Source organism: Flammeovirga agarivorans (assembly GCF_012641475.1).
GTDB lineage: Bacteria > Bacteroidota > Bacteroidia > Cytophagales > Flammeovirgaceae > Flammeovirga > Flammeovirga agarivorans.
Window position 1 is genome coordinate 164,443 of the sequence record NZ_JABAIL010000012.1, and the last position, 16,802, is coordinate 181,244.

The 16,802-nt window shown below is 34.9% G+C and carries 15 protein-coding genes; 6 read left to right on the forward strand and 9 right to left on the reverse strand.

The features are described from left to right. Positions 1 to 98: 98 nt before the first annotated feature. Positions 99 to 1,085, reverse strand: coding sequence for a hypothetical protein (locus tag HGP29_RS28795; protein ID WP_211093417.1), 987 nt, complete (start codon positions 1,083 to 1,085; stop codon positions 99 to 101). A 197-nt stretch (positions 1,086 to 1,282) separates the two neighbouring features. Here HGP29_RS28795 and proS point away from each other — a divergent pair, with 197 nt between their 5' ends. The 3 genes from proS (at position 1,283) to HGP29_RS25220 (ending at position 4,552) form a co-directional block, all read left to right on the forward strand. Next, the gene (gene proS, locus HGP29_RS25210) at positions 1,283 to 2,758 is read left to right on the forward strand and encodes a proline--tRNA ligase (protein ID WP_168885232.1); all 1,476 of its coding nucleotides are present in this window, start codon (positions 1,283 to 1,285) and stop codon (positions 2,756 to 2,758) included. 29 nt (positions 2,759 to 2,787) lie between these two features. Continuing rightward, positions 2,788 to 3,495 (forward strand): NeuD/PglB/VioB family sugar acetyltransferase, encoded by a 708-nt coding sequence (locus tag HGP29_RS25215; RefSeq protein ID WP_317169967.1) that lies wholly within the window; start codon positions 2,788 to 2,790, stop codon positions 3,493 to 3,495. 85 nt (positions 3,496 to 3,580) lie between these two features. Beyond that, the gene (locus HGP29_RS25220; RefSeq protein ID WP_168885234.1) at positions 3,581 to 4,552 is read left to right on the forward strand and encodes a radical SAM protein; all 972 of its coding nucleotides are present in this window, start codon (positions 3,581 to 3,583) and stop codon (positions 4,550 to 4,552) included. Here the strand turns inward: HGP29_RS25220 and HGP29_RS25225 are convergent, their stop codons facing one another. The 3 genes from HGP29_RS25225 to serS form a co-directional block, all read right to left on the reverse strand. Beyond that, the gene (locus tag HGP29_RS25225; RefSeq protein ID WP_168885235.1) at positions 4,553 to 5,773 is read right to left on the reverse strand and encodes an acyloxyacyl hydrolase; all 1,221 of its coding nucleotides are present in this window, start codon (positions 5,771 to 5,773) and stop codon (positions 4,553 to 4,555) included. Between the two features lie 116 nt (positions 5,774 to 5,889). Continuing rightward, a complete protein-coding gene (rpsT, locus tag HGP29_RS25230) occupies positions 5,890 to 6,147 on the reverse strand; it encodes a 30S ribosomal protein S20 (RefSeq protein WP_168885236.1) in 258 nt (85 codons plus the stop codon). Positions 6,148 to 6,288: 141 nt separating this feature from the next. Then, a complete protein-coding gene (gene serS / locus HGP29_RS25235) occupies positions 6,289 to 7,563 on the reverse strand; it encodes a serine--tRNA ligase (protein ID WP_168885237.1) in 1,275 nt (424 codons plus the stop codon). A gap of 100 nt (positions 7,564 to 7,663) precedes the next feature. Here serS and HGP29_RS25240 point away from each other — a divergent pair, with 100 nt between their 5' ends. Beyond that, positions 7,664 to 8,467, forward strand: a complete 804-nt coding sequence (locus HGP29_RS25240; RefSeq protein WP_168885238.1) for a sulfite exporter TauE/SafE family protein — start codon at positions 7,664 to 7,666, stop codon at positions 8,465 to 8,467. After that, positions 8,443 to 9,402, forward strand: a complete 960-nt coding sequence (locus HGP29_RS25245; RefSeq protein ID WP_168885239.1) for a hypothetical protein — start codon at positions 8,443 to 8,445, stop codon at positions 9,400 to 9,402. The genes HGP29_RS25240 and HGP29_RS25245 overlap by 25 nt, the downstream gene beginning before the upstream one ends. Before the next feature lie 68 nt (positions 9,403 to 9,470). On the opposite strand, the gene HGP29_RS25250 is transcribed toward HGP29_RS25245, so the two are convergent. Then, positions 9,471 to 10,550 carry a Na/Pi symporter gene (locus HGP29_RS25250; protein WP_211093418.1) on the reverse strand — a complete coding sequence of 360 codons (1,080 nt, stop codon included), beginning with the start codon at positions 10,548 to 10,550 and terminating at the stop codon, positions 9,471 to 9,473. A gap of 209 nt (positions 10,551 to 10,759) precedes the next feature. Here HGP29_RS25250 and HGP29_RS25255 point away from each other — a divergent pair, with 209 nt between their 5' ends. Continuing rightward, complete coding sequence (locus HGP29_RS25255) at positions 10,760 to 11,458, forward strand: SAM-dependent methyltransferase (protein WP_168885241.1); 699 nt, start codon at positions 10,760 to 10,762, stop codon at positions 11,456 to 11,458. Between the two features lie 852 nt (positions 11,459 to 12,310). On the opposite strand, the gene HGP29_RS25260 is transcribed toward HGP29_RS25255, so the two are convergent. The 4 genes from HGP29_RS25260 to HGP29_RS25275 all read right to left on the reverse strand — a co-directional run bounded on the left by HGP29_RS25260 (position 12,311) and on the right by HGP29_RS25275 (position 16,735). Continuing rightward, the gene (locus tag HGP29_RS25260; RefSeq protein ID WP_168885242.1) at positions 12,311 to 13,174 is read right to left on the reverse strand and encodes a M28 family peptidase; all 864 of its coding nucleotides are present in this window, start codon (positions 13,172 to 13,174) and stop codon (positions 12,311 to 12,313) included. Between the two features lie 111 nt (positions 13,175 to 13,285). After that, on the reverse strand, positions 13,286 to 14,242 hold the full coding sequence (locus HGP29_RS25265) for a ComEA family DNA-binding protein (RefSeq protein ID WP_168885243.1): 957 nt from the start codon (positions 14,240 to 14,242) through the stop codon (positions 13,286 to 13,288). Between the two features lie 209 nt (positions 14,243 to 14,451). Further along, positions 14,452 to 15,114: a glycoside hydrolase family 73 protein gene (locus HGP29_RS28935; RefSeq protein ID WP_235958350.1), complete on the reverse strand. Its 663-nt coding sequence runs from the start codon at positions 15,112 to 15,114 to the stop codon at positions 14,452 to 14,454. Between the two features lie 76 nt (positions 15,115 to 15,190). Beyond that, positions 15,191 to 16,735: a glycine--tRNA ligase gene (locus tag HGP29_RS25275; protein ID WP_168885244.1), complete on the reverse strand. Its 1,545-nt coding sequence runs from the start codon at positions 16,733 to 16,735 to the stop codon at positions 15,191 to 15,193. Positions 16,736 to 16,802 lie beyond the last annotated feature (67 nt).

The window sequence follows — 16,802 nt, forward strand, 5'->3', positions numbered from 1 at the left end:
AAAAACGAGGAGAGGGCTTGTTGTTTGTTATATACAAATTTATAAAAAAAGGATGTTCCATAACTAGAAACATCCTTATTAATTTCTTTACAGATGAACTATCTTCTTCTAACAGATCTTCCTGCAGATCCTGAGCTTCTACCTGCTCCTCCAGATGGAGATGATCTAAATGATGAATTACTGTTGTAAGATGGTCTGTTAAAGTTGTTATTTTTAAATGGATCAGAAGATGGTCTACTTTGGTTCCAACCAGAATTCTGTCTTGTTCCATTATTAACTCTCGATGAAGACGCTGTTCCTGTAGGTTGTTGATACCTAGAAGGGTAACGCAACTGCTTATTTGCTGGGCTATTTACACGAGTTCTTACATTGTTAACTCTCGCCGTATACTCCGGTGATCTATTAACAACAACTCGTCCGCCTGGATAATATCCATATCCTGGGTATCCATAACCAGGATACATACCCATTCCGTAACCTGGATATCCATAACCATATCCCGGATACATACCCATGCCATAGCCTGGATACATGCCCATTCCGTAACCAGGGTACATTCCCATACCATAGCCAGGGTAACCCCAACCAGGATACATTCCCATACCCATTCCCATTCCAATACCTAAACCAAGCTGGAATGCTGAACTGTTTCCAAAGCCAATACCAATACTTGTTCCTGTACCAAAAGTACCTGCACTCATGCCAAGACTAATTGAAGGATTAGAGAAAAATCCTCCTTTTTTAGATGTACCTGCTTGTTCAGCAATACTTACACCTTGTGTTGCTTCCATGTATGCATTTCCTTCAGTAGGAATAGAAGTAGGGATTACGCCTTCTTCAGTTACATAATAATTATATCCGTATCCTGTGCCTACACCATCAGGATTTGAAAATCTGCTTTGTGGATTTTGCCTGTCTGGTGAAGCCGGAAAATTGTGCGATCCTAAGTCTGCTGGAACAGCAATAGGCTTAGCACTTAATGCTTCTCTGTCCGCCTTTGTAAAATACATGTCGTCGAACTCCTGACCAAAAGAAGTAGAAACGGCAAATAAAGTACTGAGAGCGGTGTATATCCATTTATTCATAATAAACCTAGTTACATTGGTTTTAAATCAGCAAGAGGACAAAAAATTATTATATTTGCAAACCTCTTGTGAAGCACAAAAATTAGGTTAGTGATAGCTTCTTTACAAATATAAGAATATTAAGCAATATATCATTAACTTTAACAGTTCAAGAGGCTTAAACAAAGATTGTAATCAATTTCAGATAATTATATACCATGGCAAAAGGCTTACCTAAGAGAAGCGACGATTACTCAGCTTGGTACAACGAGTTAGTAAAAAAGGCGGATTTAGCAGAGAATTCTGCAGTTCGTGGCTGTATGGTGATTAAACCATATGGTTATGCAATTTGGGAAAAAATGCAACAGACTTTAGACAAAATGTTTAAAGATACTGGTCACTCAAATGCTTACTTCCCCCTTTTAATTCCAAAATCTTATTTAAGCAAGGAAGCAGACCACGTAGATGGTTTTGCTAAAGAATGTGCAGTTGTTACACATTACCGCTTAAAGAATGCAGAGGATGGTTCAGGTGTTGTTGTAGACCCTGAGGCAAAACTAGACGAAGAACTAATCGTTCGTCCTACTTCTGAAACTGTAATCTGGAGTACTTATAAAAACTGGATTCAATCGTATAGAGACCTTCCTTTATTGGTAAACCAATGGGCTAACGTAATGCGTTGGGAAATGCGTACGCGTTTATTCTTACGTACTTCGGAGTTCTTATGGCAAGAAGGACATACTGCACACGCTACTAAAGACGAAGCTGTAGCAGAAACAAAACAAATGCTTGAAGTTTATGCAGACTTTGCTGAAAACTTCATGGGTGTTCCTGTAGTAAAAGGTGTAAAAACGGCAAACGAACGTTTTGCAGGTGCTGTAGATACTTTCTGTATCGAAGCAATGATGCAAGATGGTAAAGCATTACAAGCCGGTACATCTCACTTCTTAGGTCAAAATTTCGCAAAAGCATTTGATGTGAAATTCTCTGACAAAGACAACAAACTAGAGCATGTTTGGGGTACTTCTTGGGGTGTATCTACTCGTTTAATGGGTGCGTTAATTATGGCTCACTCTGATGATGAAGGTTTAGTATTACCTCCAAAATTAGCTCCTATCCAAGTAGTAATTGTACCTATTTACAAAGGACAAGAACAATTGGATGCTATTTCTGAGAAAGCAAAAGAGATCCAAAAAGCATTACAAGCTTTAAATATTTCTGTGAAATTTGATGACCGCGACTCACTTCGTCCAGGCTTCAAATTTGCCGATTGGGAATTAAAAGGTGTTCCAGTTCGTATCGCTATGGGTCAACGTGACTTAGAAAACGGCACTGTTGAGATTGCTCGTAGAGATACAAAAGAGAAGAATACTCATCAACTTGATGGTGTTGTTGAAACTGTTCAGCAATTATTGGATGAGATCCAAGCTGCCATTTACAACAAAGCATTAGACTACCGTGAGTCTCATATCACAAAGGTTGAAAACTTTGATGAATTCAAAGATGTTCTTGAAAACAAAGGTGGTTTTATTGCTGCTCACTGGGATGGAACAACTGAAACAGAAGAGAAAATTAAGGATTTAACGAAAGCTACAATTCGTTGTATTCCTTTAAATAATGAGCAAGAAGAAGGTACTTGTATTTTAACAGGTAAACCATCTACTCAACGCGTTCTTTTTGCAAAAGCGTATTAATTTTTGCTCTATAAAACCTTTAGAAACGGATGGTATTTGTAAATTACAGATACTATCCGTTCTTTTTTAAAAGAACATTAAATCAATTACAAATAGATATTATGGAAATTAATCCTGTTATCATTTTCGGAGCTAGCGGATTAGGAAAAGCAGCTCTGGATATATTCAAGAGTCAAGACATTCTTGTTTTCTGTTTTCTTGATGCAGATGATGAATTACATGGTGCTGAAATTGGTGAAGTAACTGTAATGGGATCTCCATCAAACGATGGTTTCTTAAAGCATATTGGTAAAAAGTGTGATGCTTTTGTTGCTATTGAAGACCATGAAACACGCCAGCGCATTGTAAAAATGCTTAAAGAGCGTCGTAAAGTTCAGCCTGTTAACGCCATCCATAAAGATACTAGTATCTCTGAATCAGCATTTATTGGTTATGGAAACTTTATCAATGCAGGTGCCCGTCTAGGCTATGATGTAAAGATTTCAGACCACTGTATTATCCATTCAAACGCTGTACTAGAACATGATGCACAACTGGAAGAACTCGTAACTGTAGGTTCAGGTGCTATCGTAGGTGCAGGTGCCAAAGTGGGTAAGGGTGCTCTTATTGGTTCGGGTGCTATCATCGCTCCAAATGTAATTATTGGAGAAGGTGCTCAAATTGGTCCTGGATCATTAGTAATGATGGAGGTAAAACCAAATACTACGGTATTTGGAATGCCTGCAAAGGAAATATAATATAGTTATTGATTAGTAGACAATAGGTTATTTCAGCATTTTTGAATATTTCTTACTGTCTACTAATTCCTATTTACTAGTTAAGATGCGTCTCATTTCCCATCCTGTACTTTGTAATTATTACGTTACATATAGATGTAATGCAAAATGCCATTTTTGTGATATATGGGAAAAACCATCACCTTATATTACTCTTGAAGAAGCCGATCAGAACTTCAAAGACCTAAAGCGATTGGGAGTTAAAGTAATTGACTTTACAGGAGGAGAACCCTTATTACATCAACAATTACACGAACTATTATTACTAGCAAAAAAAAGAGGGTTTATCACTACTGTAACAACCAATGGACTCCTTTACCCAAAACGAGCAAAACAACTAAAAGGTCTCATTGATATGTTGCACTTTTCTTTAGATTCTTTCGATAAAGAAGTACATGATAAAGGAAGGGGTGTTCAATGCTATGATAAGGTCTTAGAATCTATCGAGATTGCTTTATCGTTAGGAGAAAAGCCTGATATATTGTTTACTGCTATGGATAACAATATCAGTGAAATACAGCAGATCTACCAGCAAATTACGCTACCAAATAAACTCGTATTAATTATTAATCCAATCTTTGAATACGACAACATAGGATCTTCGTTAGGACCACAAGAAATCAATCATTTAAAGAAGTGGAAAAATAAAAAGTATGTTTTTCTAAATGATGCCTTTCTAGCTCTTAGAGAAGATGGAGGTAACCACATCGACCATCCTATTTGCAAAGCGGCTAGTTCGAGTATCGTCATCTCACCAAAAAATGAATTAATACTGCCTTGTTATCATTTAGGTAAAGATAAATTCCCTATAAATAATCAGTTGTTTGAATTATACCGGTCAAAAAAAATTCAGGCAATTGTCCAACAAGAAGGAAAATTGCCTGAATGTGAAGGCTGTGCAATTAACTGCTATATGCAACCTTCTTTTGGTGTTGAAATCAACAAATATTTTTGGAAATCCCTGCCCAGTACCATTAAATACAATTGGTGGAAAGGGACATGGAAAAATATATTCTAATTACATATTAGGACCTTTCTTCCCATACATTCTGAAACCTATACCCCACTCTACAAAGTCAGCAATAAAGCCTCCTGGAGTTTTTAGTGCTAAGTGAGCAAAGATTTTTCTTGTTAGATCATATCTACCACCTACTCTTGCATACCAGCCACCACGGCCTTCTACATTCATAAATGGAACACCAACTTGTGTCACCAATGTAAAGCGATGTACTAATAACTCATGAGATACATGTATACCTGCATACCATAATTTACTGTTTGGTACTCCATTTGGATATTGACTTTGATATTCTTCTACCAACGATCCATCTCTAAAAATATCTATACCTAAACCGAATTTACCTTTATAACTGTAGTGTCTTGCTACATCCATACCGATAGTAGCCACCCCATAATACTTTTCTCTATCTTCAATATCATACGGTGAAGTACTCCAACCTCCAGCACCAAAAACATAGTATTCCCAGAAAGGTTGAAATTCAGGTAAATCATATTGAATTGTTTTCACTCTTGGATCTTGATCTTTCTTCAAAGATCGTCCTCCTTTTTTAGGGACATAGCCATTAAAGTTATATTTCACTCCTAGATCTAAACCGTATAGGTTTACCCCTTTATTTGGCGTTCTAGTTCTTCCATTAGAGAAGTGAGTAAATAATAGACCAGCTGTACCATCCAATCGTCTTGAAATTTTAAACTGACCTTCTACCGAAACTGTAAAGTATACATTAAACTCACTACCAATTGCTGTTTGATCTGGATTTTCCTTTGGGTCGTAACCAAAGAAATCATAAGCTAATCCTACCCCTAAATCATAATTGAGACTCCACTTATTATACCTTTTAAATGGTGCATTAAAGAATCCATATACGGCAGATGGACTACCAAGAATATTAGCTTCAGGGTAAAATGTTGCTTGATAAAGACCAAAACCATAACTAGGATAACCAAATAGCTCTTGCCACTTTTTTCTACCATAACCTTTCCAGCCTACTCTTAGTTCTAAGGCACTGAAATAGTTATTTTCTACTTCTTCTAAACCATCTACTCCTGTAGAAAAATGTCCGCCCCAATGTACTTTAGTTTGCCCAAAGATTTGTCTCGGCATTGTTTTATTTGAATCCGTCGTATCCGACTTTAAGAAATCATAGGTTTGTGCTTGTATTGTGAGTGAAAACAACAAAATAAAGCAAACACTTAATGATAATTGCTTGATATGCATAGTTAAAAAAGTATGTCGATGAATTGTTGAAAGATAATAGTGAAGATATAAAAAAAGGCCAAGATTTAAATAAACCTTGGCCTGAATGTTTTTTCAACTAGTAGTTGACTTCTAAATTAAGCAGCAAGTTTGTTAACGTGCTTAGCTAATTTAGATTTTTTATTAGCTGCGTTCTTGTTATGAATGATGTTACGCTTAGCTAACTTGTCGATCATAGATGCAACTTTGTTATACAACTCAAGTGCTTCAGCGTGATCTTTTGTCTCACGTAAACGCTTAACAAAAGTACGAGTAGTTTTAAGTTGATATCTATTTCTCAAGCGCTTCGCCTCATTCGAACGAATTCTCTTTTTTGCTGACTTATGATTTGCCATTATATATAAGTATTAAAATTCTTAGATAAAGTCTGGTAGAACAATCCTCACGAACTTCTCCCAAACGGAATGCAAAAATATTGTATTTAAAATTAAAATACAAGTAACTAATACGTTAACAACGATAAATATTGCTATCTATCAGTCAATTATATCAAATCCTGTATATTTTTGAAGAACTTCAGGTACTAAAATCCCTTTTTCTGTCTGATTATTCTCTAAAATCGCAGCTAATACACGAGGCAATGCAAGAGCCGAACCATTCAGAGTATGAAGTAGTTGCGTCTTTTTATGATTATCTCTGTATCTTAATTTCAGACGGTTGGCTTGGTAATTTCCGAAGTTACTAATTGAAGAAACTTCTAACCAACGATCTTGTGCTGCAGAAAATACTTCTAAGTCGAAACAAAGATTAGCATTTACGCTTAGGTCACCACTACATAACAATAATCTTCTGTATGGTAAACCTAATTTTTCAAGAAGCATTTCTACATGTTTCACCATTCTTTCGTGAGCATCTGCCGAATCTTCAGGTTTTTGAATTTCAACAATCTCTACTTTATCAAATTGGTGCAATCTATTTAAACCTCTTACGTGAGCTCCCCAAGAACCAGCCTCACGACGGAAACACGGTGTATGCCCTGCCATTTTCTTTGGTAGTTCATTCTCTTGTAATAGATCACCTCTAAACATGTTTGTAATTGGCACTTCTGCAGTAGGAATCATGTAAAGGTTATCTGCCTCCATAAAGTACATTTGACCTTCTTTGTCTGGTAGCTGTCCAGTACCATATCCTGAAGCTTCATTAATTACAATTGGAGGTTGTACTTCTAAATATCCCGCAGTAACTGCCTCGTCTAAGAAAAAGCTGATTAAGGCTCTTTGCATACGAGCACCTTTCCCTTTGTAGAATGGGAATCCCGCTCCAGAAACTTTATTTCCTAATTCGAAGTCAATAATATCATATTGTTCGATTAAGTCCCAGTGAGGCTTTGCTCCCTCTGGTAAAGTTGGGATATCGCCCTTCTTATACATTTCTACATTTTCCTCATCAGTCTTACCTAATGGCACAGATGGGTGAGGAACGTTAGGAATGTGATATAATTTATCTTTTAGTTCGTTTTCAATCTCAGAAACTTTAGAGCTTAGATCTTTGGCCTTTTGTTTATTTTCAGAGGCAGAAGTTTTAGCTTTTTCAGCTTCTTCTTTCTTGCCTGATTTCATCAACATGCCAATTTCTTTAGCTGACTTATTTGCATCTGCTAAAGCATCATCTCTTTCCTTCTGGAAGCGACGACGATCTTCATCCAAGTTCAATACCTCTTCAATGATTTCTGCAGCATTTTCGATGTATCTTTTTTCTAAACCTTGGATTACTTCCTGTTTATTTTCTGATATATATGAAACTAATAACATTTTTGACCAATTTATTTGAATTTCAACCGCAAATATAGTTAACTTTTAATAGGTGCACTTACTAAATATTTCTAAAAAGAAATTAATCCTAAAACTTTCCATGGATTCTCATCTATTTGACCCATCATCAATTGTTGCCTATGTAATTACTGGTATAATAGCTGGAATTGTAAATACTCTCGCAGGAGGCGGTTCATTATTCACACTATCATTGTTAATGTTTCTTGGTATGCCTGTTGGAATTGCCAATGGCACCAATCGCTTGGGTATTTTATTTCAAAATATAACCGGTACCTATACATTTTCTAAAAGTAACTTATTGGATATTCCGTCTTCAATGAAGTATGTAATTCCATCACTTTTAGGTGCCATTGTTGGGGCATTTACAGTAGCTGATATAGATGAACAAACATTACAATATATTATAGGTTCAATCATGACCGCCATGCTTTACCCAATTATTAAAGGCAATAAACAAAAGACTTCAATACACTTTTCTGCACATCAAAAACCTAGTTTTGTGATATGGAGAGACAATATCATCTTTTTCTGTATTGGTTTTTATGGTGGTTTTGTACAAGCAGGTATCGGAATTATGATTTTAGTAAGTGTCTCTAATCTAGGAAAAATGAGTTTAATTAGAGCTAATGCGGTAAAGATGCTGATCATTGCTGCGTATACATTCCCGGTGTTTTTAGTTTTTGTTTATAAAGGACAAGTTATATGGGTCGCAGCGATACTATTGGCTATTGGTCAAGTGATAGGCACATGGTTTGCAGGTAAGTTTGCATCAGGATCAGAAAAAGTCAATATATTTATAAAATGGCTACTCGTTTCTATGGTTGCTGTCTCAATTTTAAAAATGTTTGGTTTACTAACATGGTTAATAGAATATATCACATAAAATTCAATTCATTTCTTCTTATTGGAGTGATTTCGTTCTTTCTTCTTATCAGCATCAATTCTAATGCTCAAGAGAAAAGGACTGACCATACCTCAAGTCAATCAGAGCACAGTAAAGTTGTCAAGCAACATCAACAAAGAAGAAAAAATAAACAACTTAAAAAGAGTGCTACGAATAGTAATTCAGGAGTTTATTATTCTGATAAAAAAGCACAAACCAACCAACCATTAGAAGAGCAGAAAACAAAGAAAGGGGTACGTAATGCTCACAAAACCAACCCTACTGTAAAGTTTTCAAGTGAGGCGAGAGAAAGTGTCTCAAAAGACATGAAGAAATTCAAACCTTATGTAAATGCAGATCCTAGAAATAAAAAGAAAGCAGTAAGTGAACATGGCAAAAACCCTGTTGTAATAAAAGTTGATCATACACAGAGAGATAAATCTGTGCAGAAACATAAAAATAATCCTGTAGAGGTTGTCGTAGATAAAACTACAGGCAAGAGGATGAATAAATCTTTCCAAAAATATAAAGGCTATGTTGAAGTAGAGAAAAAGCCAGGAAGGAAAGTTGTTAAAGATGCTGCCGGCTACAAAGGATATGTTGTAGTAGAAAAAAAACCAGGAAGGAAAGTTGTTAAAGATGCTGCAAAATATAGAGGATATGTTGTAGTAGACAGGTCTAGAAATCGACGCATCGCAAAAAAAGCAGCCAACTTCGAACCTAACTATATCAAAGTTAAACAACAGCTTACTTTAACAAAGATGCATTACGGTAAAGGGCATGGTAAAAATGCAGGTAAGCAAGTACAAAAACAAAGATTTGCCCCTCACTTCAAAACTGTCCAAAATTCTTCTATCAAAGGGAAAACCAATTCTATGAAAGAAAAACCAATGAAATATACTTACAGTAAAGAAGAAGCCGAGATTTGGAATTAAATCCACTTTACTGTAAATAAAAAGGTCTGTTTTCTAAAATTGAAAACAGACCTTTTTATTTAGGCTCATTATAAGCTTATCCAAACGAGGATAAAAGGAACTACGAAGAATAATGTAAATAGATACAAGAAACCAAATATTCTATCTTTTGCAGCCATAAACCCTAATTTCTTAGCATACCAAATAGGTACTTTACGTATTCCAGGTATTAATATAAATATCAATACACCTAGGAAATTAAAAAGAAAATGGGTCAATGCAATCTCTACCCCAAACTCTGTACCTGTTGCCATAGCAGCAAAAAGTGCAGTAAAAGTAGTACCAACATTAGCCCCCATAATAAACATATATGCCCGAGGCAAAGTGATTTTCTTAGTAGCTGTTAAAGGTACAATCAATGATGATGTGATTGAACTTGACTGGACAATCGAAGTTAAAACTGTACCTGTGGTTAAAGCGACAGCATCATTCTTAAAAAAGAAACCTTCTCCTCTATTGAAATCCTTCCCTTCCATCAAGACTTGTTTAGTAACTCCTCCAATTAACTTCAAGGCTCCAACAATCATTAAAATTGCAATCAGTAAAATACCCCAAGGGTAATCGATCAAGTTTGAAAACAATAGCTTTACCAATTTATCTAAACCTAAACCCACATTACTAAAGTAGTTTTTTGAAATCGCCATATCTGAAATATTGATACTAAAGGCAATTTTTTGTGATAGGTTGGATAAAAAACCAGTAAATAACTCTAATGGTAAGAAAATTAAGGCTACACTAATATTAAAAAAGTCATGTAAAGCAGCTCCAGAGAGTGCTCTCATAAATACTGACTTTTCATCTATATATGATAATGCGACAATAGTGCTTGTAACTGTAGTACCAATATTCGCCCCCATGACGATAAAAACTGCGTCATCTAAAGACATATTTCCTGAAGCAACTGCTCCTACAACAATCGTTGTTACTGCAGAACTACTTTGAAATACTGCCGCCCCTAATAAACCAATAAAAAAGTAAATAAAAGGATTATGGGATACTTTAACTAAATCCTCAGCCCACTGTCCTCCTAATAATGTAAAAGAGTATTTCATTACTCCGAATGCTAAAAACATCACATAAAATGACGCCAACATTGCGAAGGTTTTCATGACAACACCTTTAACATCTATATTTTGTATATTCTTCAAATTATGTAGTTTATTGTATCGTCTAGAATTCTAGAATAATCCATTAAGCTCGCAAAAATAGTAAATTGTTTAATAGCTTTTAGAACATGGAATATTAATAAAAAATGAATTAATGTAATTTTACACAAAATTACATTATCTAGACAATTTTTATACTAAAATATAATAAAGTGAATTTATATCTAATCCCAAGTCTTCTAGCAGCAGATAGTTATGCTGTACTCCCTCCAGAGACAAAAGAAGCCATTCGTACAACAAAGTATTTCTTAGTAGAGGATTTAAGAACTGCCAGAAGGTTTATTGGAGGTTGGAAAGTTGAAGGTGTTACCGTACAGGAATTGAACTTTCAAATTCTGGATAAAAAGACAAAACCTGAACAAGTAGAGAAGCTTTTCAAAAATATTCCAAAAGGAGAAAATGTGGGTGTAATTTCAGAAGCTGGATGCCCAGGTGTTGCAGATCCTGGAGCACTAGCTGTACAATATGCTCATAATAGAAACATAAGAGTAAAACCTCTCGTTGGTCCATCATCAATTTTATTAGCACTGATGGCTTCAGGACTTAGCGGCCAAAAGTTTGCTTTCCACGGATATCTTCCAATTCAGAAAGTAGATAAGGTCAAAGCAATGAAAAACCTTGAAAGGGATTCCTCTAAATTTTATCAAGCACAAATCTTTATGGAAACTCCATTTAGAAATGAAGCCATGATCGAAGACTTATGTAAAAACCTTTCTCCAACAACGAAACTATGCATTGCTTGTAATATCAATGCTGAAGATGAATACATCAAAACTAAAACACTTAAAGAATGGAGTAAAACAAAGGTGGATATTCATAAGAAACCAACCATATTTATTTTACAAGCCTAACTACGCTTAAAAGTACCCTAACACTGATATTTTTTGTATTAGATATAGAAAGCTTCCATACATGAAATGGAAGCTTTTTTTATTACAAAATTCAAGAATTGAAATTTTACTAAAAGAGCCGTCTTATAAAAGGGTTGAATTGAAAATATATCAAACATTTTTACATAATTATATTAATATCATAAATATTCATTTATTTCATTGAAATATTTGCATTAAAAAATATAATTCCATTACTTTGTATCAACGAAAAGGGAAAAAGATTAAACGATAATCAAACCCCTCTAAGAAAACATAATACTGTAAGGTGATGAAACTGGCAGACATGCCCTCCTGTCTCGGGGGTGAAGAGTTCATGACAAACGCTGAGTAATGGGTTGACCACTGAAACGTGAGATGCACACACGATTTGCTCGGAGGCTAAATGCTTCGTGAAGGTTCGAATCCTTCCCTTACAGCTATACAAATTCTCAACCGGAGAATTAACTATTGAAATACACTGTAAGGTGATGAAACTGGCAGACATGCCCTCCTGTCTCGGGGGTGGAGGTTCGCGATAAACACTTGGTAATGGGTTGACCACTAAACGTGCGATGCATACACGATTTGTCAAGGGGCTAAGCACTCCGTGAAGGTTCGAATCCTTCCCTTACAGCTATACAAATTCTCAACCGGAGAATTAACTATTGAAATACACTGTAAGGTGATGAAACTGGCAGACATGCCCTCCTGTCTCGGGGGTGGAGGTTCGCGATAAACACTTGGTAATGGGTTGACCACTAAACGTGCGATGCATACACGATTTGTCAAGAGGCTAAGCACTCCGTGAAGGTTCGAATCCTTCCCTTACAGCTACTTATTAAGCTTTCTATGGAGACGTAGGAAGCTTTTTTTGTTTGAGGCTTTATCCATGAAATTTAATATCATTTGGCTAGATTCAACGAAGAAACCAATGTCAATATTATCGAAAGTATCAGTCGTTCTATGGTAATGTTCATGTTCCTCTACACCAAAGTATACAAAAGGGACTCCTACTTTATGAAACTCTCCATGATCTGAAGAGTATACCCAATTATTTTGACCATCATCTCTTCTTCTATCATGTCCAAATTTCACCTTCATAGGTACCTTCGAAGCACTTTCTTGGATTAGTTTTCTATACTCATGATTATAATGAGTACCTGCTACCATAATTTCTTTTTTATCGCTGATGGATATCATATCCATATTGACAAAAAGAAACATACTTTCTACGGGTAAGAGTTGAGATTTCACAAAATAGTGAGAACCAGTACAACTCAATTCTTCAGCATCAAAAGAGAGAAAGACTACTGGGTATAGTGGTGGGTTTTCTACAAATGATCTCGCTATTTCAAACAAAGCTGATACACCTGAAGCATTATCATCTGCTCCGTAATAAATATTTCCTCCAAAAGTACCTAAATGATCATAATGAGCACCGATTAGTAAACATCCTTCTGAAGGGTTTTGCCATTCTGTTCCTTCAACATACCCAACAACATTATACCCTTTCGCTGTGATATTGAAAAGTCTATTATGAAAGTTGAAAGGTTGAATAAAGCTCCCCTGGTTTAAAGGTTTTAAACCAATTTCATTGAACATATTTGCTACATAATCTCTAGCCTTAAATCCACCTTTGGTATTTGTTCTTCTTCCTTCAAATTCTGGAGAAGATAATATTCTGGTGTTCGTCAATAGGTTTATAGGGTCAATTTTTCGGTTTTGACCTTTTAAGTATGAGGTGTTTAATGATATACAGATTAGAAATGCTATGATGAAGATTCGCGACATAATATGACATGATAATCATTTAATCTCTAAATATGGCAATATCTTCTTTAAATCATCCCATTTAAGGGGCTTAATTTTTAACAGATCCTTAAATTCTGAGTAATTACCATGTTGTTTTCTATAGTTCACAATCCACCTTGCCTGTCGATAAGACAAATATGGGTGCGTTGCTAATTGTTCAAAAGAGCATGTATTGATATTTATCTTTATTATCGATTCTTGAGTGATAAATGTATGTTCATATAGTTTTTCTATACGGGTAGAATCTAATGAGAATACCTCTTTCAACTGATTCATGTGATAAAAACTACCCCCTAATTTCCTTCTAAAATCTACGACTCTTTCAGCTGTTTTTTTTCCAACTCCATTTATTAGTCTCAATTCATCGACCGAAACTAAGTTTAAATTGAAAAGAATCTTTTTTTCTTTCTCCGTGGTTAACGAATCAGGTAAATCAATAAATTTTTTCCATTTTGAAAAACTTAATGAATCTATCCCATATAATTTTAAAAGATCATTTTTTACCCTAAAGTTCCCTCCATTACTACGGTAAGCTAACAAATTCTTGGTAAATCGAACTGTGAATCCAATACTGTCTAATAGTTCTTCGGTCGCATCATTAGGATCAAAAAGAAAAGGGGTAAATACTTTTTTGGACTTCTGAATGACTACATGAGATGTTGGTCTGATACTTTTTTTCTTAACTAGAAGTCTTTCATTAATATCTTTTTTACAAGGATGAATTACCAAGTACTCCGAGATTCTAGATAAAACCGCACTATCAATGCCATCAATAATTTCAAGGTCTGATATATTTGAAAATCGACCATACTTAAGCCTATAACGTACAATTTTATTCCCTAAGTAATAAGGAATACCTATACTATTCCAATCTCTTGCTGTTGAAAAATTAGGATCTATCTTCTTCACTTCTTTTTTATTGATTGAGGATAAATGAATATTTTGAATCATATTATTCTCCTCATTTTGCCGGGAAATAGAAATGTAGAAAATCAATAAGCATATAAATGAAATAATTAAGAGCAATAGCTGTATACTAATCAATGAATGCTTATTTAGAGATAAGCTTTCCATTAATTCAATCAATAGTTTTTTCACAAAAAGTGTTAGTAAGAGAACCGTTAAACAATGATATTAAGATTGAAGAGAGAGTTATTTTATTATTTTCTATCGTATTCGTATAAACGATATTGTTCTATAATACTGATTAACTTAGAAGGATATTTTGAGTCTGTAGCATAACCACATTTTCTAAGTCCTTTAGCCCAACCTTTATAGTCTGTTATTTTTAATTCAAATAATGGGGCATATCTACTTTTTCTTAAGAAGTTTCCATGATCTTCATAAGAATCTAATACAGAATCATATACCCTAAAACATTCGTTAGGTCTATCATCATCATGGTCAAATGTATCACCATTCCAATTACTACCGCATTTTATACCAAAATGATTATTTGTAGCTCTAGCCAATTTACTATTACCAATACCTGACTCCAATACACCTTGAGCTAGTGTAATACTCGCTGGTACTTTTTTATGATGCATCGATTCTATCGCATACTTTTTATACATATCTACGTATTCTTGAACCGATAATTTTTTTCCTGGTGGTATCTTATCTTCTACATTTTTTCTTTTCTTACCTCCAGTTTCTGAGCTGTTATTATTAGATGGTGCAGAATTACTACCTCCGTTTTCTGCTATTAATTTTTGATTCCTTCTCTCTACTCTTTTCTGATAAGTATACTGACTAGTCGTCTGACAAGCAGTTGAAAATAATATAGATAGAATTACAATAAATTTTACGTAGTTTGTTCTCATTCTAAAAAATGACAATTATAAAAAAAGCTCAAACACTTTTTGGAGCACTTGAGCTTAAATATACAAATTTAGTTCCTTAAACTAATTGCTTTAACAGGCTTGTTAATGAACAATTTTTGTCTAGGAATGCCTTCAATTCACTAATAGGTAATCTAAACTGCTCAGTAGTATCACGCTCTCTTACCGTTACAGTATTATCTTCTAGAGTTTGATGATCTACAGTCACACAGTAAGGAGTACCAATTAGATCCTGACGAGTATAACGCTTACCAATAGCATCTTTTTCTTCGTAAGATACGTTGTGATCAAATTTCACTTCGTTCATTACTTCTCTTGCCTTTTCAGGAAGACCATCCTTCTTCGTTAATGGGAATACAGCAGCTTTGATTGGTGCTAAACCTGGGTGGAATTTCAAGTAAGTTCTTGTCTTACCATCAACTTCTTCCTCAGTGAAAGCACCTGTCAAGATTGATAAGAACATACGGTCTAAACCAACTGAAGTTTCTACTACATATGGTACGACATTCTTACCTAATTCATGATCAAAATACTGAAGTTTCTTACCTGATAACTCTTGGTGAGCAGATAAATCAAAATCAGTTCTTGAATGGATACCTTCTAATTCTTTTTGACCAAATGGGAATTTAAATTCGATATCTACAGCTGCATTTGCATAGTGAGCTGTTTTTAAATGGTCATGGAATACATAATTGTCAGGGTTACCAACAATAGTGTGGAACTTCATACGAGTCTCTTTCCAGAACTCATACCATTTCATCTCAGTACCTGGCTGAACAAAGAATTGCATCTCCATTTGCTCAAATTCACGCATACGGAAGATAAACTGACGAGCAACGATCTCATTACGGAATGCTTTACCAATTTGAGCAATACCGAAAGGAGGACGTTGTCTTGACGTATTCATTACATTCAAGTAGTTCACAAAGATACCTTGTGCTGTTTCAGGACGAAGGTAAACTTTGTTAGAGTCCCCTGCTACTGCACCTAGTTCTGTAGAGAACATTAAATTGAACTGACGTACATCTGTCCAATTACAAGTTCCAGAAATAGGACAAACGATATTGTTTTCTTCAATAATCGTTTTTAACCCTTCCATATCTTCGTTCTCTAAAGCAATTTTAAATTTTGCTTCGATCTCGTCGATTTTCTTCTGGTTTCTTAAAACATTAGGGTTAGTAGCAAGGAATTGCTCTTTATCAAAAGCATCTCCAAATTTCTTTTGAGCTTTAGTTACTTCTTTTTCGATTTTAGCTCCATACTTAGCCATTAAATCTTCAATAAGAACGTCTGCTCTATATCTTTTCTTAGAATCTTTATTATCAACTAAAGGATCATTAAAAGCGTCTACGTGACCAGAAGCTTTCCATACTTTAGGATCCATAAAGATAGAGGCATCTAGACCTACAATGTTTTCGTGCATTTGCACCATTGAAGCCCACCAATACTTTTTAATGTTGTTTCTTAATTCAACACCATTTGATCCATAGTCGTATACTGCCTGAAGACCTCCATAGATTTCTGATGAAGGAAATACAAAACCATATTCTTTTGCATGAGATACGACCTTTTGGAACATATTCTCTTTATCTTGTTTAGCCATCTTAATAATGATCTTTTTTCAAAAATTCAGCCGCAAAATTAGTAAATCGTAGGAATTAAAACATTTA

What these genes read in the sequence shown, in the direction of transcription:
- HGP29_RS25215 (WP_317169967.1), top strand. Translation starts at nt 2,788, where the DNA reads ATGGTATTTGTAAATTACAGATACTATCCGTTCTTTTTTAAAAGAACA.
- HGP29_RS25265 (WP_168885243.1), bottom strand. Translation starts at nt 14,242, where the DNA reads ATGATTCAAAATATTCATTTATCCTCAATCAATAAAAAAGAAGTGAAG.
- HGP29_RS25225 (WP_168885235.1), bottom strand. Translation starts at nt 5,773, where the DNA reads ATGCATATCAAGCAATTATCATTAAGTGTTTGCTTTATTTTGTTGTTT.
- HGP29_RS25275 (WP_168885244.1), bottom strand. Translation starts at nt 16,735, where the DNA reads ATGGCTAAACAAGATAAAGAGAATATGTTCCAAAAGGTCGTATCTCAT.
- rpsT (WP_168885236.1), bottom strand. Translation starts at nt 6,147, where the DNA reads ATGGCAAATCATAAGTCAGCAAAAAAGAGAATTCGTTCGAATGAGGCG.
- HGP29_RS28935 (WP_235958350.1), bottom strand. Translation starts at nt 15,114, where the DNA reads ATGAGAACAAACTACGTAAAATTTATTGTAATTCTATCTATATTATTT.
- HGP29_RS25250 (WP_211093418.1), bottom strand. Translation starts at nt 10,550, where the DNA reads ATGAAAACCTTCGCAATGTTGGCGTCATTTTATGTGATGTTTTTAGCA.
- serS (WP_168885237.1), bottom strand. Translation starts at nt 7,563, where the DNA reads ATGTTATTAGTTTCATATATATCAGAAAATAAACAGGAAGTAATCCAA.
- proS (WP_168885232.1), top strand. Translation starts at nt 1,283, where the DNA reads ATGGCAAAAGGCTTACCTAAGAGAAGCGACGATTACTCAGCTTGGTAC.
- HGP29_RS25220 (WP_168885234.1), top strand. Translation starts at nt 3,581, where the DNA reads ATGCGTCTCATTTCCCATCCTGTACTTTGTAATTATTACGTTACATAT.
- HGP29_RS25240 (WP_168885238.1), top strand. Translation starts at nt 7,664, where the DNA reads ATGGATTCTCATCTATTTGACCCATCATCAATTGTTGCCTATGTAATT.
- HGP29_RS28795 (WP_211093417.1), bottom strand. Translation starts at nt 1,085, where the DNA reads ATGAATAAATGGATATACACCGCTCTCAGTACTTTATTTGCCGTTTCT.
- HGP29_RS25245 (WP_168885239.1), top strand. Translation starts at nt 8,443, where the DNA reads ATGGTTAATAGAATATATCACATAAAATTCAATTCATTTCTTCTTATT.